The 20,056-nt window shown below is 61.5% G+C and carries 20 protein-coding genes and 1 pseudogene; 16 read left to right on the forward strand and 5 right to left on the reverse strand.

Annotated features, from left to right (window positions below; translation table 11 throughout):
• Nucleotides 1-58 precede the first annotated feature (58 nt).
• On the reverse strand, nucleotides 59-244 hold the full coding sequence (locus tag KX816_18580; GenBank protein ID QXQ06164.1) for a hypothetical protein: 186 nt from the start codon (nucleotides 242-244) through the stop codon (nucleotides 59-61).
• Nucleotides 245-675: 431 nt separating this feature from the next.
• Complete coding sequence (locus tag KX816_18585) at nucleotides 676-1,230, reverse strand: PEPxxWA-CTERM sorting domain-containing protein (GenBank protein QXQ08669.1); 555 nt, start codon at nucleotides 1,228-1,230, stop codon at nucleotides 676-678.
• A gap of 973 nt (nucleotides 1,231-2,203) precedes the next feature.
• On the opposite strand from KX816_18585, the pseudogene KX816_18590 reads away from it, so the two are divergent.
• A pseudogene (locus KX816_18590) lies at nucleotides 2,204-2,618 on the forward strand (acyl-CoA dehydrogenase family protein).
• Nucleotides 2,619-3,070: 452 nt separating this feature from the next.
• Here KX816_18590 and KX816_18595 read toward each other — a convergent pair.
• The 3 genes from KX816_18595 to KX816_18605 form a co-directional block, all read right to left on the reverse strand.
• Nucleotides 3,071-4,576 carry an APC family permease gene (locus KX816_18595; GenBank protein QXQ06165.1) on the reverse strand — a complete coding sequence of 502 codons (1,506 nt, stop codon included), beginning with the start codon at nucleotides 4,574-4,576 and terminating at the stop codon, nucleotides 3,071-3,073.
• Nucleotides 4,577-4,635: 59 nt separating this feature from the next.
• The gene (locus KX816_18600; protein ID QXQ06166.1) at nucleotides 4,636-5,190 is read right to left on the reverse strand and encodes a VOC family protein; all 555 of its coding nucleotides are present in this window, start codon (nucleotides 5,188-5,190) and stop codon (nucleotides 4,636-4,638) included.
• A 945-nt stretch (nucleotides 5,191-6,135) separates the two neighbouring features.
• Complete coding sequence (locus KX816_18605; protein ID QXQ06167.1) at nucleotides 6,136-7,455, reverse strand: bifunctional alpha/beta hydrolase/OsmC family protein; 1,320 nt, start codon at nucleotides 7,453-7,455, stop codon at nucleotides 6,136-6,138.
• Between the two features lie 602 nt (nucleotides 7,456-8,057).
• Here KX816_18605 and KX816_18610 point away from each other — a divergent pair.
• The 15 genes from KX816_18610 (at nucleotide 8,058) to sdhA (ending at nucleotide 20,040) form a co-directional block, all read left to right on the forward strand.
• Nucleotides 8,058-8,594 (forward strand): YkgB family protein, encoded by a 537-nt coding sequence (locus tag KX816_18610; protein ID QXQ06168.1) that lies wholly within the window; start codon nucleotides 8,058-8,060, stop codon nucleotides 8,592-8,594.
• A gap of 211 nt (nucleotides 8,595-8,805) precedes the next feature.
• On the forward strand, nucleotides 8,806-9,339 hold the full coding sequence (locus KX816_18615) for a DUF417 family protein (protein QXQ06169.1): 534 nt from the start codon (nucleotides 8,806-8,808) through the stop codon (nucleotides 9,337-9,339).
• Nucleotides 9,332-10,183 carry a Crp/Fnr family transcriptional regulator gene (locus KX816_18620; protein ID QXQ06170.1) on the forward strand — a complete coding sequence of 284 codons (852 nt, stop codon included), beginning with the start codon at nucleotides 9,332-9,334 and terminating at the stop codon, nucleotides 10,181-10,183. Before KX816_18615 ends, KX816_18620 begins: the two co-directional genes overlap by 8 nt.
• Nucleotides 10,184-10,390: 207 nt before the next feature.
• Nucleotides 10,391-10,789 carry an ester cyclase gene (locus KX816_18625; protein ID QXQ06171.1) on the forward strand — a complete coding sequence of 133 codons (399 nt, stop codon included), beginning with the start codon at nucleotides 10,391-10,393 and terminating at the stop codon, nucleotides 10,787-10,789.
• 30 nt (nucleotides 10,790-10,819) lie between these two features.
• Nucleotides 10,820-11,653 carry an SDR family oxidoreductase gene (locus tag KX816_18630; GenBank protein QXQ06172.1) on the forward strand — a complete coding sequence of 278 codons (834 nt, stop codon included), beginning with the start codon at nucleotides 10,820-10,822 and terminating at the stop codon, nucleotides 11,651-11,653.
• Nucleotides 11,654-11,684: 31 nt separating this feature from the next.
• On the forward strand, nucleotides 11,685-12,569 hold the full coding sequence (locus KX816_18635; GenBank protein QXQ06173.1) for an alpha/beta hydrolase: 885 nt from the start codon (nucleotides 11,685-11,687) through the stop codon (nucleotides 12,567-12,569).
• Nucleotides 12,570-13,021: 452 nt separating this feature from the next.
• On the forward strand, nucleotides 13,022-13,198 hold the full coding sequence (locus KX816_18640) for a hypothetical protein (protein QXQ06174.1): 177 nt from the start codon (nucleotides 13,022-13,024) through the stop codon (nucleotides 13,196-13,198).
• Nucleotides 13,199-13,229: 31 nt separating this feature from the next.
• Entirely contained in the window at nucleotides 13,230-14,708 is a 1,479-nt protein-coding gene (locus KX816_18645; GenBank protein ID QXQ06175.1) for an amidase, read from the forward strand.
• Nucleotides 14,705-15,586 carry a polysaccharide deacetylase gene (locus KX816_18650; GenBank protein ID QXQ06176.1) on the forward strand — a complete coding sequence of 294 codons (882 nt, stop codon included), beginning with the start codon at nucleotides 14,705-14,707 and terminating at the stop codon, nucleotides 15,584-15,586. The genes KX816_18645 and KX816_18650 overlap by 4 nt, the downstream gene beginning before the upstream one ends.
• A 6-nt stretch (nucleotides 15,587-15,592) precedes the next feature.
• Nucleotides 15,593-15,919 (forward strand): hypothetical protein, encoded by a 327-nt coding sequence (locus KX816_18655; GenBank protein QXQ06177.1) that lies wholly within the window; start codon nucleotides 15,593-15,595, stop codon nucleotides 15,917-15,919.
• Nucleotides 15,916-16,890 (forward strand): GTP-binding protein, encoded by a 975-nt coding sequence (locus tag KX816_18660; GenBank protein ID QXQ06178.1) that lies wholly within the window; start codon nucleotides 15,916-15,918, stop codon nucleotides 16,888-16,890. The genes KX816_18655 and KX816_18660 overlap by 4 nt, the downstream gene beginning before the upstream one ends.
• A 203-nt stretch (nucleotides 16,891-17,093) precedes the next feature.
• A complete protein-coding gene (locus tag KX816_18665) occupies nucleotides 17,094-17,405 on the forward strand; it encodes a multidrug efflux SMR transporter (protein QXQ06179.1) in 312 nt (103 codons plus the stop codon).
• 32 nt (nucleotides 17,406-17,437) lie between these two features.
• On the forward strand, nucleotides 17,438-17,818 hold the full coding sequence (gene sdhC, locus KX816_18670) for a succinate dehydrogenase, cytochrome b556 subunit (GenBank protein QXQ06180.1): 381 nt from the start codon (nucleotides 17,438-17,440) through the stop codon (nucleotides 17,816-17,818).
• A 33-nt stretch (nucleotides 17,819-17,851) separates the two neighbouring features.
• Nucleotides 17,852-18,250: a succinate dehydrogenase, hydrophobic membrane anchor protein gene (gene sdhD, locus KX816_18675; protein ID QXQ06181.1), complete on the forward strand. Its 399-nt coding sequence runs from the start codon at nucleotides 17,852-17,854 to the stop codon at nucleotides 18,248-18,250.
• Nucleotides 18,247-20,040, forward strand: coding sequence for a succinate dehydrogenase flavoprotein subunit (sdhA, locus tag KX816_18680; GenBank protein ID QXQ06182.1), 1,794 nt, complete (start codon nucleotides 18,247-18,249; stop codon nucleotides 20,038-20,040). The genes sdhD and sdhA overlap by 4 nt, the downstream gene beginning before the upstream one ends.
• Nucleotides 20,041-20,056: the final 16 nt, after the last annotated feature.

Here is a 20,056-nt window from a genome sequence, read left to right on the forward strand (position 1 = left end):
ATCGTCCTTCTCCGGTTTTGGTGACCTGACCCAGTTCCGCCGGTCGTCGTCGCCGAGATCAGTCGCTCCTCTCCGCGAAGTGATCGGCCTCCACCGAGTGGTCCGAGACCATTGTTATTGCCTTGTTGCCTCCGCCGCCAACGGTGCGCTGGCTCGGCCGAAGGTCGGCGCAGAGCGCAATCTCAGCAACGTTCGCGCCCGGCTCGCACATCGCCGCGACCAGCGTCCGCTTCTGCTCACCCATCCACGCGCGACACCGCCCAACACGCGAAAACACCGTCACCTGAATCATCGCACCGGCGCTGACACCGGTGCAAACACCGTCGCTTGCACCAGCTCCACGTCAGCCAACCATGCCGGCCCGGCAAGGCGCACCTGACGGATACCCTCCTGCTCGGCACTCCTGGTCCCTTTTCGTGATCCAGACGATCATATTGATGGACCACTCGGGCAGGGGCAGATCAAACGCAGCCCCGCTATAAGCTCAATGCGCGTCCTTGCGTCAGCGCGGCAGACCTTGCCACTGATCCAGCTACGCTCGACATGGAAGAGTGCGCATTCTCATTCTACGACGCACCTGTCGCATACGGTCAGGCATGCCTGTGAAAGATTACAGCGCATGCTTGACGTCTTTGAGCGCAACGCCGCATTGCAAACGGCATAAAATAAACAGTTCTATCGTTCGTAAGCTTTCCCGACCTTGCCGCTGCGGACAAGTTCAGTGCTGCGGCGACGCATGGTGAAACCAATCATGCCGAAACCACCGATCATCAGCGCCCAAGTCGCTGGCTCAGGCACCGACGCGGTCACCGATACCAAACCTGTGATATTGAGTTCGGGCAGCAGTCCCGTGGTTTGTTCCAAGAACGATAATGAAGAACCATCGGCGCCGACGTTATAAACATTTATACCCCCCTTCTGACCAAGCAGCTGGTAGATGTATCTGCCATCGGCGCTTACCGCGATATCGTCGAACAGATCCGCGTTGACGAATGGGTCGGGGAGGCCGGGAACCGCGGGAATGCCAACAGCGGCGCGGTCGTCGATCAAAGTCGCAATGCCGTCGGCGTCCAATTTGAAACTAGAAATTGCGGCGTCCGCCGCACTCGCCGTCCAAAATGTCCGGCCATCGGGCGAAATGATGACCCAGCATGTGCTGACCGGTCCACCGGTCAGGCTCGGGCCGGTCTTGAAAAGACCTGTAAGAACATCCTGAGAGAGAGGTGTCATCGAGCCATCGGCGTTCAATTTCCATGTCGATACAGAACCTGTCTGAAGTTGTTCTAGCCCGCCAAGAATGCCGTCGGGTTGGATTTCGCGAGATTCGGTCGCGACAATGATCTCGGCACCGCCCCGCTTGACGATGTCAAAACCGATTGTCGACGGCAGATTGCGCCCGGTCGGACTGCCCGGCAAAGTCGATATGACGGTACCCTGCGCCCCAGCAGTCAGATTGCCGTCCGCCTGCACGCCGAAGCTCTGCAGTTGCGACAAACTTTGCTCAGGAAGCAGGGCTCCGCCTGCGTTCTGTCCTGAAGCAAGGACGTGCTTGCCATCTGTTGAGAACACGACATTTGCTGGACGAACACCGAGTTCGCGGGTCGAGCCTGCGATTGGCGTCAGCATGCCTGTGGTCTTGTCAAGCCTAAGGCCGGTGATGTTGCCGCTTTGATCAGAAATCGAAGTATACTTGCCATCGGTGTCGGCATTAGAGACGTAAACAAGTCCGTTACGGTAGGCAATGCTGTTCGGGCCAACTCCGCCGGTCGATACGGTGTTGACGAGTGACAGGCTGAAATCGCGATTCACCCGAAGGGACGAGATCGTATTGCTGCCAGCATTGACAGCCAAGATAAACCGGTTGTCGGCATTAAACACGGCATCGGAACCGGCAAGCGGATCGTTGGTAGTGCCGGGCGCCAAAATGCCGCCCAGACCGCCAGTCGCATAGTTGCCGATCGGTGTGAGTGTGCCGTTGGCATTACGGCCAAATGCGGAGAGCGAATTACCGTCAAGCTTGTTAGTTCCGGCGTAGACGGCACCGGAGAACGTCGCAGCGGCTGCATTGCCCGACCATCCTATGGTGAGCGCTATACCTGCAAAAAACGCGAATTCGAGATTTCGATATCTTGATATTCGTTCGCACTTCGCAATCACAGACGAGGCTGACATGCTTGTCATAACGAGGACCCTAGCTTGATTGATGATTTCAAGACTACGCTTGCTGTCTATTGTCGATTCGAAAACCTGTGAAGTCAAAGTGGCGTTCCAAACAGACAATATGAACATATCGGATTTGGCAATCGAAGATAAAATCAAGCAAAGATGCGCGACGGCGAAGCCCGCTACCCGGGTCCACGCCACACGCCTGATGAACTATGATTGTGCCTGGACGCTCGATGAGGGACACGACGTCCGGCTCGAGATCTCGATGATCAAGGCGGACGCGACCGGTCTGGTTTAACGATCGTCGACCGCGACATGCAACACCACTACGCGATGGGCCTGCGCGCGAGCTGCAGTTACACTTGATGGCTTCGAAGTTGCGGACGATGCGAATTTGGGACGGCCCGACCGAACTCCACCGGACGGTCGTGGCAGGCAATTTGCTATGTTGACGTCCGTCAACCGAAGCCCAGAGATGAACGTGCGCAAGCTACTTGCGTCGACTATGCCGGCAGCTTGGCCTTGATCTCGCATTTCCACCGTTGAGGCATTGCGCTGCGCTTCCGTACTGTCCGTGGCTCCGCTTCGTCGTCCAGCGGCACCAGCGGTACGCCCAGGCAGACGCTCTTGGCGCGAAGCACCTAGCACCACTCGCGGATCAACTGTTTGTAGACGGTCTCGACCTTACGGATCCTACGGTCCGGGTCGTGGAGACCGCGACGTTGATCCGACCGTTGTCCTCGCACGACGGGTGTCTCAGTTGAGCTGATCGGTCAGGAATTATAAGGTGGAGCCGGTTATCGGCACGCCGTTGCTGCGCACTTGGATGACGTTGGCCCATTCCGTGCGGAGCCATTTACCGCCTCGTCCCCACCTGGCCCCTCGTTGCGCTATACCCTGGCCGTCAGTCCGCCGTGGGACCGCCTGCTCGCCCTTCATTTATTCTGGTGTCGTGATCCGACTGATGCGCTTTGCGCCGCCGACGGTTCAGGAACACGAGCAGCCAGCCACTCAGCAGTACGGCCGTGCCGATGTACCAGGCGTTGTATTTGGCGGACGGGTCTGACGACGAGATGCCCGCCGAATACGCGACATAGGCAAGCATGACGAGCGCCAGCGTGGGAAGAAGCGACAAGGCCGAAGCCGTCAAACGAAGATGCTTCGACCATACGAGCCGAATGTACGCAGCGAGCATCGCCACATAGGACAGCACCAGCGTGATCGTGAAAGTGTCGATATACCAGACAAGATTCGCGATTGGCCGGAGCCAGACTGCGATGACGCCTGCAAACGCTAGGCCGAAAATCGCGTTGGAAGGTGCTTGATGACGATTGACTCGGCAAACCTTCGCCGGAAGATGTCCTTCTTCTCCCATACGGTACAATGTCCGTGCGCCTGAGTTGAGCGACGCCTGCATGCCCGCGAAGCTGGACGTAACGACGACTAGAGACGCAATCCATGTGAGCGAGTGTGGCAGATAGACCGCAGCGACGGATGCGATTGGACTGTCACCCGGCGTCGCGCTTGCCTTGATCAGCTCTGGTATCGGGACGGCGAACTGCCATCCGATTGCCGCGAGACTATAGACGACGAGCGCCAGACAGAGGACCAAGACCAGCGACCGCTGAACGGTACGTACCGGCACCTTGGACTCTTCGATGAAGTTGATCGCCGAGTCAAAGTTCGCGAGCATGAAGACACCGAATAGGATACCTTGACCAACCGCCATCAAGTCACCTGCTGCGCCGATTGAATAGAGCGACAGGACAGGTATGTCGTGGACCTGAGGAGCGATGAGGCCACAAAGACCGAGACCGGCAACGACGAAGATCTCGAACGCGAGCAGCACTCCCGCGATTTTAGCCGTCAATTCCACGCCGAAATTGCTGATTACCGAGAACACGACCAGCATCACCGTGCCGGTGATCCGCGCTTGGTAGTCCCCGGCCAGGGAAGGGAAGAGCGCTTGGATATACTGGGCACCTATGACTGCGGTGAGCGGAGCGGTGGTCGCGGCCATGACGGTATAGGTCCAACCCAGAATCGTAGCGGCACCGGGGTGGACGAAACGCTCGGTAAAGGTGAAGACGCCGCCGGCCGAAGGCGCTGCCCGCACCAGGCGGATCAGACAGAATGCCAAAACGCACATGGGAAACAAGAACGCAATCAGGATTGAAAGCGGCGCTGCGTGCCCGACTACTCCATAGATTAGGGGAATTGCGGAAGCCGCGATATACCCGGGAGCGTTAAAGGCGAACGCCGCCAGCGTGACGTCGTAGGTGTTCAGTCGACCCTTCTTCAAAGTGGTTTCGACTTCCGTGATGGACCCGCCTTGGTCATAGCCGGTCAGATCGTTGAACGTCGTCGCGCGTACTTGGTCGGCATTGCTCCGCTTACGTTCACGGGTCATCTTCTGCTCCTCGGCGCGAAGTTAGGTTGCCGCCTGCGACCCCGTCGATGGTGACGCGACTACGGCTTGGCCGGATACCATCTGTCCGGCTCGGGGTAGGTCCAGTCGCCAGGAAAGACATAGGTCTCGAAGCACGTCGTGGTGGCGTCTTCGGTGCCGAAGAAGGCGAAGTGGTTCGCACCCATCCAGCTACCCGACTGAATCAGCTTGAATCCCCGCCGAGCGAATTCTTCAAGCCGCGCTTCGAACGGAATGTCATTGCAGTCATGAGCAGTGTGGTGGATTCCCTCCCCATGCTGATCCAGGAAGTCACGGAAGATGGTATCTCCTGAGACAGGCTCGATGACTTCCCAGATCATGTCACCCATCTCCGCGAAGCAAACCGTCAGTACGAACTCACTGGGTCTCCCTTGATAGGTCTGATCGGTCGTGTTTTCGGGGCTGAACGTGAACACCTGCCATGGGCCTATACCGAGGCGCCATAGACCCTCCATGCATCGACGGTGATCTCGGGTGACGATGCAGGTCTCTACCATCTTGCCTAGGAACGTCATGCGCTCGACAGATATCTCGGCCGGTCCGCTGCTTTCCAAAAACTCGGGCTGGTGGGCCATGGCGTCAACTCTCTAGAGACGAGGTCGGCAGGTCGATTGCGTCGAGCCCAGCGCCAGGCTTCATCGGCATATCGGGAAGCGCCTAGACAGGATGATCCCGGGTGAAGCTCAGTATCAGCAAAAGGCGTTGCCCAAGCTTAACCAGTTTAAGCGACCGCCACGGCCCGAGACCCTGCGGGGGTCAGTCGGAGATCGGCCCGCCGCCTCTAATGTTTCTACCACGGCGGTCGACCGGCTCGGTGACGCCGGGCCGACGGTTACCGGTACTTGGCCCCCGGGACGAGAGGCGGACGTCCCCGCTCGCGCGCAACGCGAGCGCGCTCCGCTTCGGGGGTATGCTTCGGGACCCGGTCCCCGGCTATGATATTGGTGCCGCTGTCGAACTCGTCGTCGCCATGGCGACCGGCGTCCTCCCGCTGGCCGCTCACCTCCAGATGAGGCTGTGGTGACATCGGCTTGCCGGATGGTGTAGCCGTCGGATCCACCGCTGGCAGATCGTCGGCGGCATCGCTGCGGACCATCCCGTTCACGAGATCATCTCCTGTTCAAGGGATCCGGTCCGCGAAGCACCTTCCGATGGCTTGCGGTTCGGAGTTGTCGGCATGCGCCAAATCATCGCGAGGTGCATCAAGCCGGCGACCGCGACACGGCCCCGACGCATGACGCCGGCGAGGCGAATAGGCGGTACGCGACCCAGGTGCCGCCGAAACCAACGTGAGGTCCAGATCGACCGACGGTAGGGTCGGGTCAGCGGTCGCCTTGCGCGAAAACATGCCGCGTTCGGCAGGACAGATCATCGAACAAGGGCGCGTGCTAGCACCGCGTTCGAACGACTGGCCGGACGACGGTCCGGACATGCGCTGCGCGAAGATCGACGCCGGGCGGCTGGGGATACGTTCGAAAGGCGGTCCATACGCCTCGCATCGGGGAGGAAGGCGCTGAAGATCAGGCATGCTCGCCCGTCCCCCTTCTCCGGTCGGCTGCGAGGGCTCTCAGGGCTTCATTTAGGTCGCCATCGGTGCAGGCCTCAACGACTCGCCGAGCGTGGTCTCCTGGAATGTCGGGTGTTCCATCGTCGTGTACGCCGTCGATGATGCGACCGGTCGTCACCATCGCACCATCGGTAAGGGTGCGATGGACTGGACAGCGATCAGCGATCTCAAGCAGCCGGGCCTGCTGATCTTCGTCGATCCCGCCCTCGAAACCGATTCGCCGGGAAAAGGTCTCGCGCGCCGCGCCGTGCCTGCCCGTATGCCCCACCTCGACGATCGTCCGATCTAGGGACCATCCTTTGCGATCAGCGTACATCCGGCACGTCATCGCTGTGCACGCGCCAAGACCTGCGGCGATCAGGTCGTAGGGCGACGGCCCAGAACCCAGCCCTCCAACGCTCACCGGCTCATCGACGAGAAAACTGGCGGAGGGGCCGACGACCCTCACTTGGAACCTGCCCATGCCAGTTTCCTCGACGCGGAGGCCACGCACGGGAGCCACCGGGTCCGTGACCGCGGCGTCGAGATATCGGCGGGACCACGCACCGATCACCTCTGCGGCGTAGGCGGCGTCATTCTCTTTTCGGAGTAGATGATCGGCGTGATCGAGCGAGACGAAGCTCTTCGGGTGACGGGCTGCCAGGAAGATTTCGGAGGCGTTCGCGATGGAAACGATTTCATCCAGAGGTGAATGCAGGATCAGCAAGGCCCGGCCCAGTTCGGCGATACGAGGCTGCTGATGCTGAGCACGGATGTCCTCGACGAAGCTGGACCCCAAGCAGAACTCGCGGCTGCCGATCGAGACGGGGACACGACCGTCGCCTGCCACGTTGTCCAGCACGGTGCCAAGATGGGTAAGAACGTGCTCGGCGTCGAAAGGAGTGCCGATGACCACGACCGCCTTGACTTCATCGAGCGCGCCAGCCGCAGCCAGCACGGCAGCCCCCCCGAAACTGTGACCTATCAGGAGCTGAGGTGCCATCGCCGCGCGTGCCATCGCGGTCGCTGCCGACACGATGTCGCGAACATCACCAGACAATCCGCGCCCGAACTCGCCCTCGCTCTCGCCAAGACCGGTGAAGTCGAAGCGAAGGACGCCGATACCGACCTTTGCAAGCGACCGGCTCACCCTGACCGCGGCGAGCGAGGATTTGTCGCAGGTGAAGCAATGCGCGAAGATGGCGTAGGCGTGGATGGGTACGGATCCCGTCTCAAGGATCCCTGAAAGGCGATGACCTGCTTCGTTGTTGAAGGCGAATTTGGTGCTGGCCACTGCTTTCGATGCGCTCCGGTCCGATTAGCCGATCGGCTTCATACGCTCATCGACCTCGAGCGCGACTCCACCCCTACAGTGCGGCTGGGTGACCAGGCAATCGTGGACGACCAGAGCAGATCAATAATCCGAGCCGAACTGGGTCCTTTGCTAGCACTTTCGAGCCTTTCCTGCTGCTTAATCGCGCAAAGGCCGGTTTGCATATCGAAGTTCAATTCCAGCATGATACCAAATTCTTGGAACGATACGATGAGGCTCCTACGCTGAGTACTTTGGTAGTCTTAACCTCGCCCTTGAAAGTCTGCGATGACGGATAGCTTGACCTCGATTCGGCGTGCCGTGGACATCGATTCGGCAGTTGCCGCCGCTACGGCCGCGTACATCATGCGGTCGACACTCGGCGGAACGCCTCCGAAACGTGGTCTTGTCGGCCCGTTCCGGGCGTCGCCGGTAAGTCGAGGCCGGCTCGGAGCAACCACCGGCCGTGCTACCGACCCGCGTCCGGATGCATCGCGGCGCTCGGTATTGCGGAGCGCCATCTCCTCACCGCCCGATCGTCGTCGCCGCGATGGCCCGGCCGGTGCAGAACGAAGGAAAACGTCATGAATCCTACCAGCACCGCCACCGCAGAGACGCAGACCGAACCTGAGATCCAGATGGCCGCACACGGACTCGGCGCGACCGTCGCGAGGATCGGAGGCTGGACCATCACAGTCGCACTCACGATCATCTTCCTATGGTTCGGGGGCATGAAGTTCACGCCGTTCGAGGCGGAGGGCCTCGTCCCGATCATCTCCAACAATCCCCTGATCTCATGGCTGTACACGCTCTTCGGCGTACAGGGCGGAGCAAGGTTCCTAGGCGTGTTCGAAATCGTCACGGGCCTGCTGATCGCTGCGCGGTTCGTGGATCCTCGTGCTTCGGTGCTCGGCGGAGCGATGGGTGCTTGGTCGTTCGTCCTCACCTTAAGCTGCATCTTCACGACGCCTGGTGTCATCGCGGCGGGCCACGAGGGCACGTTGAACCTGTCGACGGCGCCCGGGGCATTCCTGCTCAAGGACATCGTCCTGTTCGCGGCTTGTCTATGGTTGATTGGCAATTCTCTGTTGGAAGCTAGCGACCATCGGCGCCTGCGCTGACGGATCGCCGGGCCGCGCGTCGCTCCCCCCTCCCCCGGCGCGCGGTCCGAAACGTCGACTCGATTGTTATCCGAGCCACCTCGAAGGTTGCCTACGAGCGGCTCGAGGTCCGCCACTGACACGTGACACTCAAAGGGCCGCCGGAGATCGGGTAACGGGCGAAGTCACCCCCTTTGCGCTGCAATGGATCAGTCTGGAACAAGGAACGACCATGACGTCAGACCTCAGGGATCCATCGTCGCCGTTCAAACGGTTCGCTGAGCATCTGCTGCGCGGTGCCCTCGTTGCGGTCTTTCTGATTTTTGGCCTCCAGAAGTTTTCGCCGATAGAGGCCAAGGGCATCGCTCCCTTGGTGAGCAACAGCCCACTCACCTCATGGCTGAACGTACTAGGCGTCGATGGCGCCAGCATGGTGATTGGCGCGTCCGAATTGACCTTCGGTACCCTGCTGGCTGTTGGCTTCTGGCGAGCAGGATCAAAACTTGCTCTGGCGGGTGCGGCTGGATCGTGTGTGACCTTTCTCACCACGCTCAGCTTCCTCCTGACCACCCCTGGGGTATTCGCGTCCAACGCGGCCCCGGTGATGTCGGCGGACGGCTTGTTCTTGGTGAAGGACATTGTCCTGCTCGCAACGTCGGTACTGATGCTTTCAATAGGTCTGGCTCAATATGGCGCGAACCGGGTGCCTGCGCCGCGCGCCGACCTCTCCGCCATGCTGACGTCGCGGGAGACTGTTGGTGAATAACTCGACGACATGGTTACGTGAACTCGGGCGTAGGCTCGAACCCACGCGGCTGCAGGACGACGGCGCCAACCCGCTGGTCCGCAAGTTGTCCCACTTCGCGCAACTGTCGCAACTGGACCGCGACGTCCTGGACGCGCTCGTCCGTGATGAGGAGTGCTTCCCGTCGGATGTCGACTTGGCAACCGAAGGGAATGCACCCCGGTCGATGTTTATCGTGAAGGAGGGCATGGCGGTTCGCTACCGCTCGCTTCCCGACGGGGGGCGGCAGATCATCACCTTCCTCCTTCCCGGAGATCTATGCGACGCCCACGCGTTCCTGCTTCGCTCGATGGATCACTCGATCGGTACGCTGACCCCGGTGCGGATCGCGCCGATCTCACGCGACAGCATGATGGACACCTTTGCACGCCGACCACGTCTTTCCGCCGCGCTTTGGTGGAGTTCGATGCAGGAGGAGGCGATGCTCCGCGAGCGCATCGTTTCGCTGGGACGCCGCGATGCTCGGGGACGCATTGCATACCTCCTTTGCGAACTTCTCTGGCGCCACGCCGCAGTCGGTCTCGCGGACGGCAACCGATTTCAATACCCGCTTACCCAGACCGAGCTTGGCGACACCCTCGGCATCACGCCCGTTCACGTGAACCGGATCCTAAAAGAGTATCGGCTACAGGGTCTGATCTCGATGGAGCGCCGGATGATTCACCTCGTCGACGTCCGCAGTCTTCAAGGCATCGCCTGCTTCGATGAGAGCTATCTGCAGCTACGCGGAGCGACCGCCGACGTGGCCCACTACTTCGACGAATTGGAACGTCGCGAACCCCCAGCCCTACGGGTGCTAGCCTGATCGATTTCGACACTACCGAAGCTCTCCGGCGGAGGAAGACAATCCAGTTAAGCGGCCGCCGGTCGATAGACGACTAGACAGGTGGTTGACGGCGAACGTCGGGTCGTTTCGCACTCAGAAGGTGCTGTCGCAGTTCTGGAGATAAAGATGACGGATCAAGAGCGCCATAAGGAAACTGTCAGGCGGATCTACGCGAGCTGCTGGAATATGGGTGACATGGCCAGCATCGATGAAATCTTCGCGAGCGATGTCAAGCACGCCCACTTTCTGCCGGGCTGGCCAACGGGACGTGAAGGCTTCAAGACGCTCGTGCAGTTCTGGCGTAACGCGTTCCCCGACATCCGCGAGGACGTCGTGGAGATCCTCGCTGAAGACGATCAGGTAGCCAGTCGCTTCCGGTTGCAGGGTACGCATAGTGGCGATTTCTACGGTATTCCTGGCACAGGACGTAGAGTCGACATCTACGGCGCCGAGATTTTCCGATTCAAAAACAATGTTGTCGTCGAATACGTGTACCACGAAGACGCACTCGGTCTCTTCTTCCAGCTCGGCGTGTTTCCGCTTGGCAATCCGGATATCGCAGGCGTGCTGACCAAGGCCGATTGACCAATCTACGCCACTTGCGTTCCGTTACCCTTGCTGCCGTCCAGCATCGGCACCGCGACTGCCACCATCGGATCACAAGCCATGCCTGTGCCATTCATTAATCTGTCGGGGCGCATCGCCATAGTCACAGGCGCGAGCCGGGGGATCGGCTACGCAGTCGCCGAAGCCTTTGCTAACGCCGGTGCGCAGGTTCACATCATCGCTGAAGGCGAGGACGTGTATCGGGCAGCGGAGGGGATGTGGCCGGGCGTCGGTCGCAAGGTGACCGCTCATCGCTGCGACATAACCGATCGGGTCGCCGTGGAGGCACTCGCGGCGAAGATCCCGCCGCCCGACGTTTTGGTCAACAACGCCGGCTTTGAGGGTCTTACGTGGATCGCCGACGCGAGCAGCGCGACGCTGGAACGGGTCGAGAGGATCAGCCAGATCAACATCGTCGGAACGTGGTCCCTCACCCAAGCGCTGCTGCCGGCCATGGTGAAGGGTGCATCGATCATCTGTACGGCGTCGATCTGGTCGCGAACGTCCGAACCCGGTTTTTCTGCCTATGCAGCCTCCAAGCACGCCACGTTGGGCCTAGTTCGAACATGGGCGAAGGAGCTCGGTCCACGCGGCATCCGCGTCAATGCGGTGGCGCCGGGTTGGGTGCGCACGGACGCGGCACTACGTTCGGCCGATCACCTGGCCGAAGCCACTGGACGTACGAGCGAGGCCATCCTTGCCGAAGTCACCGCGCAGCAGTCCCTCCCGGGTCTCATCGAGGCGTCTGACGTCGCGGGTGCGTATCTCTTCCTTGCGAGCGACTGGTCCGCGAGTATCACCGGCCAATCCATCCAAGTCGATCGCGGTGCGGTACACGCGTGAACGATGCCGCACTGAATTGGAAGCAGCCGAGATGACCCTGACCGACCATCCACGCGAATCAGGCCTAACGAAGCATCGCTACGCGTCAGTGCATGGTCGTCGCGTCTTCTATCGTGAAGCAGGCGACCCTTCCGCTCGCACGATCATCCTGCTGCCGGGATTGCCCAGCGGCAGTCAGATGTTCCGGGACCTGATCCCGGCGCTGACGAGCCGGTTTCATGTCATCGCCCCGGACTATATCGGCTTCGGTCATTCCGATGCACCACGGAACACGGAGTTCGAATACAGTTTCGACAACCTGACCACTCACGTGACCGGCCTGATCGACGTACTCGGACTTGCGTCCTACATTATCTACATGCAGGACTACGGGGGTCCGATCGGCTGCCGCATCTTCACCCAGCGTCCGGAGGCGGTGGCGGGTCTGATTTTCCAGAACGCCAACTCCTACTTGGAAGGTGTCGGCGATCCGCTGACGGATACGCTGACTCCACTCTGGACGAAGCGCACGGCCGCTACGGAGGCTCCCGGTCGCGAGTTCCTCAAGCTGGCCAGTACCCGGTATCAGTGGCTTGTCGGTGCCAAGGATGAGGAAAACATCAACCCGGACAATTGGGTGCTCGACCAGGCACTGCTGGATCGGCCAGGCACTCTGGACTATCAAGTTGATCTGCTGGAAGATTACAAATCCAACATCGCCAGATATGACGATCTGCATTTAGCTTTCCGGGAGCATCAGCCCAAAACGTTGATAATCTGGGGCAAGAATGATCCGATCTTCATCGCTCCCGGAGCGGAGGCTTACAAGCGCGACCTGCCCGACGCGAGACTTGTCTGGCTCGACGCGGGCCATTTCGTGCTGGACGAGAACACGCCGCAGGTCGCACGCGAGATCGAGACATTCTTCGCCGATTAGTGGTCTGTGCCGAAGGACCGCTGGGCAATTCGCCAGAGGCGGACCGATCGTCTAGATCGACCAGATCAACGCTGCGAGTTTGCGAGCCGGTCGGGAAACCTCGAGCAGCTCGCCGTCGATGGCGTTGACGACGCTTGGTGCAATACCGCAGGATCTTTTGATCGGCTTATACGCCGAGCGCAGGAGGCCGCCGGCCGCCCGCGGGAGCGATCAGCTCGAAGGTATGGCTCACGCCGCATGGCCCCTGCCGATGGGCCGAGGCCGTTCGTCGGCTCTGCGACACGCAGCCGACCGTCGATACTCGTGCTGCTCGTCTGAGCCCTAAACTTCGCGCTCGATCGGCAAAAACTAAACTGGTTCCGCTACTGTCTCCACAGGAACGGTTAAACGGTCGTATGCGCCAACATCAAGAGCCTCACGGTCACGCTGCGCTGCTGCTGTGCGAAAGCCTCATGATCACGTTGGTGGAAACCGGAGTCCTTGCGAAAGACCAGGCACGGGAGACGGTCGAGCACGTAGTCAACGTCAAGCGCGACAAGGTCGTGGTAGGCATCGAGTCGATCGGACTGCTGCGAGGCATCGAACGAAGTCTTGCGGCCACTGCCATGCAGCGATCGGACCGATCGTGACCGGGACGGTGGCGGTGCGTCACGGCCGGTCATGAGGGCAGCCGGCTCCAACCCGTCGGTCGACGCGACGGGGTCGTCCATCCACGCCATAGCCGGCACGGACCCGGGAGCCCGGACCGCCGCCGAGCAGGTATCAATGTTCTGCCGCGGGTCCGCCGACGTCTTCGCCGTGACGCGTTGCACGTTGGAAACGATCACCGCCGCGGCGGAAACGGCGATTTTCGTCCTCGTGACCCCGGATCGCGCCTTACGGGAAGCGGCGGAATCGTCGGCGCGGTATGGCGAGGGTCGACAGCTGGGGACGCTCGACGGCGTTCCAATCGCCTGGAAAGACCTGTTCGACTTGGAGGGGGAGGTCACTCGGGCAGGATCCCGGATCCTTTGTGACGTGCCTGCCCAGACCGACGCGGTCCTCGTGCAGCGCCTCGCTCACGCTGGTGCCGTCACGGTCGGCAAGCTCAACTTGACCGAATTTGCGTTCTCCGTCCTGGGACTGAACCCGCACTTCGGTACGCCGCGGAACCCATGGGGTCACGACCCGCGCGTGCCTGGCGGCTCCTCCTCCGGCTGTGGCGTTGCGGTGGCGCGGGGCATCGTGCCACTCGCGATCGGCACCGACACCAGCGGATCGGTTCGGGTACCGGCCGCGTTCAACGGCATCGTCGGATTCAAGCCATCCGGCGGGCGTTGGCCGTTGGGCGGCTGTTTCCCGCTTTCTAAGACGCTTGATACCGCGGGGGTGCTCTGCCGCACCTTGTCCGACGCGGTGGAGGTCGACGCGGTAGCGCGTGATGCCGTCGGGTCATCTCGAGGCACATGCGATGTCGCCGGCCTGAGGTTGGTGGTGCCGACCAACGCGGTCTGGGAGGGCTGCCAGCCGGCCGTCACGGCGAATGCCGAAGCGGCGCTTCGGCGACTCTCCGACGCCGGTGCGCTTGTCGACCGCCGCCCCGTACCGGTGCTCGACTCCGTGCTGGAGCTCAACGCCCGTTTCGGGACGCTAGTCGCCCTGGAAGCATATCGCTTGCACGAAGCCCGCCTTTCGAAAGACTCGGCGCAGATGGACCGGCAGGTTGCCGCCCGGATGCGTGCCGGCTCCAGCATAGGGCATCATGCAGAGCAGGCGATCCGTGCCGGGCGGGATCGCCTCATCCTGGAGCTTGACGAACTTTTCGACGGAGACACCCTCCTGGCCTTCCCGACCGTGCCGCACGTCGCGCCGCCGATTGCACCGCTCGAGGCGGATGACGGCCTCTTTGCTGCCACGAACGCGATGACGATGCGTAACACCATGCTCGGCAATTTCCTGGACTGGTGCAGCGTGTCGATACCAAGCGGCTTCGACGGCGAGGGTCTGCCCACCGGCCTTCTTCTCTCTGGCGGCCCTGGACTTGACGATCATCTACTCGCGGCTGCGCTCGCTGCGGAGCCCTTTATCCGAGGGTTCCCGCCGAACACGTCGCGTCGATCGGCCGTAGACATTGGCAACAATTCGCTGGAGGCGTCGTGACCAAGGAAATCCTCTGCAGCTTCGGCGTCGATGTCGACGCGGTCGCTGGCTGGCTCGGGTCCTACGGCGGTGAAGACTCGCCTGACGACATATCTCGGGGCCTGTTCGCAGGCGAGGTCGGCACCCCCCGACTGCTCAGGATGTTCGAGCGGTTCGACATCCGGACGACCTGGTTCATCCCGGGGCATTCCATCGAGACCTTTCCGGCCGAGATGAAGGCGGTAGCGGACGCAGGGCACGAGATCGGGATACACGGTTACAGCCACGAAAACCCGATCGCGATGACCCGAGAGCAGGAAACGGCCGTCCTCGACAGATCTATCGAACTCGTGACCGCTCTCTGCGGAAGGCGTCCTACCGGCTACGCCGCCCCCTGGTGGGAATTCTCAGCCGTCACGAACGAACTGTTGCTAGAGCGAGGTATCAAATACGATCACTCGTTGATGCATCATGACCACCAGCCCTACTATGTGCGGGTCGGCGACAGTTGGACAAAGATAGACTATTCGAAGCAGCCCGCGGATTGGATGAAGCCCCTCGTTCGCGGTGCCGAGACCGATCTGATCGAGATACCCGCCAACTGGCATCTGGATGACCTCCCGCCGATGCTCTTCATCAAGAAGGCGCCGAACAGTCACGGGTTCGTGAACCCTCGTGACGTAGAGCAGATGTGGCGCGATCAGTTCGACTGGGTGTACCGCGAGCACGAATACGCAGTTTTTCCGATGACGATCCATCCTGACGTATCCGGCCGGCCGCATGTGATCATGATGCTGGAGCGCCTGTACGCACATATGATCGCACGCCCAGGTGTGCGGTTCGTAACAATGGACGAGATGGTGGACGATTTCGCCAAGCGCTCGCCCCGCATCCGGTAGCGCCGGATGTGCTCCCTCTGCGGCGTACTGGGCGGCAGCGAGCATTGGGCGGATGCTCACGCCCGGCCAGGCACCTTCACGCGCAACACGTGCCCGACCGAACGACATCGCGAACGGACGCGAAAGGTTCGCCATGCCTGTGAGATCCTGCGACCGCTCGGCCTTGAGATGGTCGATTGGAACGGAGCAGCGTTCCTTCTTTCGACCCGAACCGGCAGGACCGAAGTCGTCGACAACCTTGGTCACCTCTGGGTTGCGGTGGAAGCGCTTCTCGGAGCGGCCGCCGATCCGCTCGAGATCAACCTGCTGCGCGCTTTCGAAGCCGGGCCGTGACCGAGATACCGGTGTTCACACCGGTTTTCCTACTCACCGGCTTCTTAGGCTCCGGCAAGACCAGCTTGCTCGGCCGACTTCTGCGCGATCCAGCGCTTGCGGACACGGCGGTCCTGATCAACGAATACGGTGAGATCGGGCTTGATCATCACCTGCTTGAACGGATCGACGAGACGGTGGTCCTCCTTCGGTCAGGCTGCGTCTGCTGCACGATCAGGGGGGAACTGTCGGGCGCGATCGGCGCGTTGCATTCCCGCCGTGCTCGGGGCGAGGTGCCCCCTTTTAGCCGGCTGGTCATCGAATCCACCGGGCTAGCGGATCCACTACCCGTGATGACCACGGTGGCAGCGGATCCCGTGCTCAAGCACCACTTCCGGATGAGCGCTGTCGTCACCACGGTCGACGCCGTCAATGGTGGCAACCAGCTCGCCAGCCAGCCCGAGAGCGTGCTTCAGGTCGCTGTTGCGGACCGCATCGTGCTCACGAAGACCGACATCGCCGCTCCGTCGACACGGCAGCCGTTGATCGAAGTTTTAAAGGCCATCAATCCCGATGCGCCGTTGATCAGTTCCGCCGACGCCTTCGATGCCCAAGACCTACTGAATGAACGATCATTACCTGACGCGGTCATCCGCGCCCGTTCGCCTAATGGCGCCCAGGGTCACGCGGCCGACGTCTCCTCTCTCGCCTTGATCCTCGACCGACAAATCGACTGGAGCTTGTTCGGGTTGTGGTTGACCATGCTTCTCCACCGCCACGGCGACCGCATCCTTCGCGTCAAATGTCTGTTGAACGTCGAGGGCTCCGAGGGTCCCGTGGCCGTTCACGGCGTCCAGCAGCTCGTCCACGTCCCGACGCACTTGTCCCGGTGGCCTGACCACGATCGTCGATCGAGGTTGGTGTTCATCACGCGTGGTCTGGATCCCTCCTTGATCGAGCGATCGATGAGGGCCTTCAACCTGCTCGGATAGAGCGCGGCGCCAGGGTGGACGCGGTCGGCGATTATACCGGCGCGCGATATACCAGTTAAGTGCGAGGATGAGACCTTGTCGATATACCGGGCATATCGAAACCCGGTCCGGTACCGATAACGTGTCGGGAGGGTCGCGGCGCGCACTTCGCGAGGAACGTTCATGGGGCTGCAGCTGGCGAAGATTTCGGGCCGGTACGCTCGATGAACTGGATCTTCCTGCTGCTGGCCGCGGGGTTCGAGGTCGCCTTCACGACGACCTTCAGACTGAGTGGGAATTTCAAGAACGTCGCGGCGACCTTCGCATTCTTGATCAGCCTCCTTATGAGCCTGTTCTTTCTTCAGCTTGCGATCCGGTCGATCCCGCTGGGCACTGCCTACGCCATCTGGACCGGGATCGGTGCGATCGGGACGGTGGCGATCGGAATGGCCTGGTTCGGCGAGCCCGTGACGGCGCTCCGCATCGTCCTGATCCTGAGCATCGTCGCGGCCACCATCGCGTTGAAGTTCGCTTGAACCCGCAACCGGAACGGAGAGGCTGTAGCGATATGCCCATCGAGCGACCACTTTCGCCTCACTTGACATGGTACAGGCCCCAGTTGACGTCGTTGCTCTCGATCATGCACCGCGCCTCCGGGGTGGCCCTATCGGCCGGGTCGATCCTCCTCGTCTGGTGGTTGATCGCCATCGCGTCGGGCGGTGCGACGTTTCTCGCGACGCAGGCGCTGATCGCGTCTCCGGTCGGCATCGCGGCGCTGGCCGGCTGGTCCGTTGCGTTCTTCTATCATCTAAGCAATGGCATTCGGCATCTCGCATGGGATGCCGGATACGGCTTCGAGCTCAAGACAGCTTACCGCAGCGGTTACGCCGTCCTGGCCCTCACCGGGATACTGAGCGCGATCGCCTGGCTCGTAGCGATGGGCGAGTAGATGGCCGCATCCAAAGGAACGAGCCCCGCAGGTGTGACCGCCCTGCGGGAGAGCGTCCGGTATCGCCGGGTTGCCGGCCCAGGAAGCGGCGGCAACGGGAGGGCGGAGTGGCGGCTGCAACGATTGACCGCCCTGGCGCTGATCCCCCTTGGCCTGTATTTCGTCGTGTCTGTCCTGCACTTGGCGACCGCCCGAAGCGACACCGCGGCGAACTGGCTCGGGCGACCCGCAAACGCGTTCGTCATGCTCCTGTTCGTTGTCGCGACGCTATCGCACGCGGTGGTCGGGTTGCGGTCCGTACTGACGGACTATGTACACGGCCAGGGCCGCTTGGTCGGTGCCGGGATAGTCGTCGGTGGGCTTGCGATAACTCTTTGTCTTGCTGGCGTCCTCGCGATCCTGAAGGTGTTCACCGACGGAGGCGGGTCGTGACCCAGGCCTACGAAATCATCGACCACGAGTTCGACGTCGTGGTCCTCGGAGCGGGCGGGGCGGGTCTCCGCGCCACGCTTGGAATGGTCGCAGGGGGTCTGAGAACCGCATGCGTCACGAAGGTGTTTCCGACGCGCAGCCACACCGTCGCCGCGCAAGGGGGCATCAGTGCGGCGCTTGGCAATATGGCCGAAGATGACTGGCGCTGGCACATGTACGACACGGTAGCCGGAGGAGTCTGGCTTACCGATCAGGACGCCGCTGAATTCATGTGCCGTCAGGCAATACCTGCGGTCGTCGAGCTCGAGCACCTTGGCGTACCGTTCAGCCGCACTGACGACGGACTCATCTACCAGCGACGCTTCGGCGGCCACACGACCCACTTTGCACGAGGCGAGTTGGCGCAGCGCTCCTGCGCCGCTGCCGACCGAACCGGACACGCCATCCTGCATACCCTCTACACGCAGTGCCTGAAGCATCGGGCGCGCTTCTTCGTGGAATACTTCGCTTTGGACCTCCTTATGGCCGAGGATGGTAGCTGCATCGGACTGCTTGCTTGGTGTCTCGAAGACGGAACGATCCACCGTTTCCGCGCTCACCAAACTGTTGTCGCAACGGGCGGGTTCGGCCGCGCCTACGAGGCATGCACCTCCGCACACACCTGTACAGGGGACGGCAACGCGATGGCGCTTCGAGCCGGGTTGCCGTTGCAGGACATGGAATTCATCCAGTTCCATCCGACCGGACTGTACGGCGTCGGTTCTCTGATCACTGAAGGCGCGCGCGGTGAGGGCGGATACCTCACGAACGCGGCAGGCGAACGCTTTATGGCGAAGTATGCGCCGCGTGAGAAAGATTTGGCGAGCCGCGACATCACCAGTCATGCCGAAGGCGTCGAGATCCGTGAGGGCCGCGGCTGCGGCATGAACAAGGATCACATCCTTCTCCACCTTGAGGACATAGAGCGCACCCAGTTGCTGGAACGACTGCCCGGCATCATTGAGACAGTGCGCATCTTCGCGGGCCTAGACGCCACGAAAGAGCCGATCCCGGTAGTGCCTACGGTGCACTACTGCATGGGCGGCATTCCGACCAACTTGCAGGCCGAAGCGATCAATCCCTCGGGAGGCGACGTCAACCGGACGGTGCCCGGTCTGATGGCGATAGGAGAGGCCGCCTGTGTCTCGGTCCACGGCGCGAACCGACTCGGTACCAATAGCCTGCTGGACCTGATCGTGTTCGGGCGTGCCGCTGCAGAGCGGGCGGTCGGGCTAATCCAGCCCAACCGTTTCGTCGCTGAGGTACCGAAACGATCCGAGGCAAAGATCATCGACCGGTTCGACGGCATCCGCTTCAAGAGCAAGGGGCGCACGCCGGGGCAGGTGCGGCGCAGCATCCAGAAGGTCATGCAGGACAGTTTCGGCGTCTTCCGCACGCACGACGCGATGCAGGAGGGCAAGGACAAGCTCCGATCGCTTCGGCCAGAGATCGCGGCGATGTCGTTCGACGGAGGGAGCCTGCGATGGAACGTGGCGCTGGTCGCGGCTTTGGAAGCGCACAACCTCGCCGATCAAGCCGATGTCGTCGTCGAAAGCGCACTGAGGCGCACCGAGTCACGTGGGGCGCATATCCGCGACGATTTCACCGAGCGCGACGACACGAATTGGCTCAAACACACCGTTGCGTGGCGCGACGACAATGGTGAGGTCAAGGTCGACTATCGACCAGTGCGTCTGAAGACCTTGTCGAACGAGACTCCCACCATTCCGCCCGGAGAGCGGATCATCTGACACTTTCCCGATGCCG

The sequence above is a fragment of the Sphingosinicellaceae bacterium genome (assembly GCA_019285715.1).
Lineage (GTDB): Bacteria > Pseudomonadota > Alphaproteobacteria > Sphingomonadales > Sphingomonadaceae > Glacieibacterium.

Bases quoted from the DNA above. Each gene is read 5' to 3' on its own strand.
- KX816_18645 (QXQ06175.1), top strand. From the start codon at position 13,230: ATGAGGGCAGCCGGCTCCAACCCGTCGGTCGACGCGACGGGGTCGTCC.
- KX816_18610 (QXQ06168.1), top strand. From the start codon at position 8,058: ATGAATCCTACCAGCACCGCCACCGCAGAGACGCAGACCGAACCTGAG.
- KX816_18585 (QXQ08669.1), bottom strand. From the start codon at position 1,230: ATGACACCTCTCTCTCAGGATGTTCTTACAGGTCTTTTCAAGACCGGC.
- KX816_18595 (QXQ06165.1), bottom strand. From the start codon at position 4,576: ATGACCCGTGAACGTAAGCGGAGCAATGCCGACCAAGTACGCGCGACG.
- KX816_18580 (QXQ06164.1), bottom strand. From the start codon at position 244: ATGGGTGAGCAGAAGCGGACGCTGGTCGCGGCGATGTGCGAGCCGGGC.
- KX816_18600 (QXQ06166.1), bottom strand. From the start codon at position 5,190: ATGGCCCACCAGCCCGAGTTTTTGGAAAGCAGCGGACCGGCCGAGATA.
- KX816_18640 (QXQ06174.1), top strand. From the start codon at position 13,022: ATGATCACGTTGGTGGAAACCGGAGTCCTTGCGAAAGACCAGGCACGG.
- KX816_18615 (QXQ06169.1), top strand. From the start codon at position 8,806: ATGACGTCAGACCTCAGGGATCCATCGTCGCCGTTCAAACGGTTCGCT.
- KX816_18635 (QXQ06173.1), top strand. From the start codon at position 11,685: ATGACCCTGACCGACCATCCACGCGAATCAGGCCTAACGAAGCATCGC.
- KX816_18665 (QXQ06179.1), top strand. From the start codon at position 17,094: ATGAACTGGATCTTCCTGCTGCTGGCCGCGGGGTTCGAGGTCGCCTTC.
- KX816_18655 (QXQ06177.1), top strand. From the start codon at position 15,593: ATGTGCTCCCTCTGCGGCGTACTGGGCGGCAGCGAGCATTGGGCGGAT.
- sdhC (QXQ06180.1), top strand. From the start codon at position 17,438: ATGCCCATCGAGCGACCACTTTCGCCTCACTTGACATGGTACAGGCCC.
- KX816_18625 (QXQ06171.1), top strand. From the start codon at position 10,391: ATGGGTGACATGGCCAGCATCGATGAAATCTTCGCGAGCGATGTCAAG.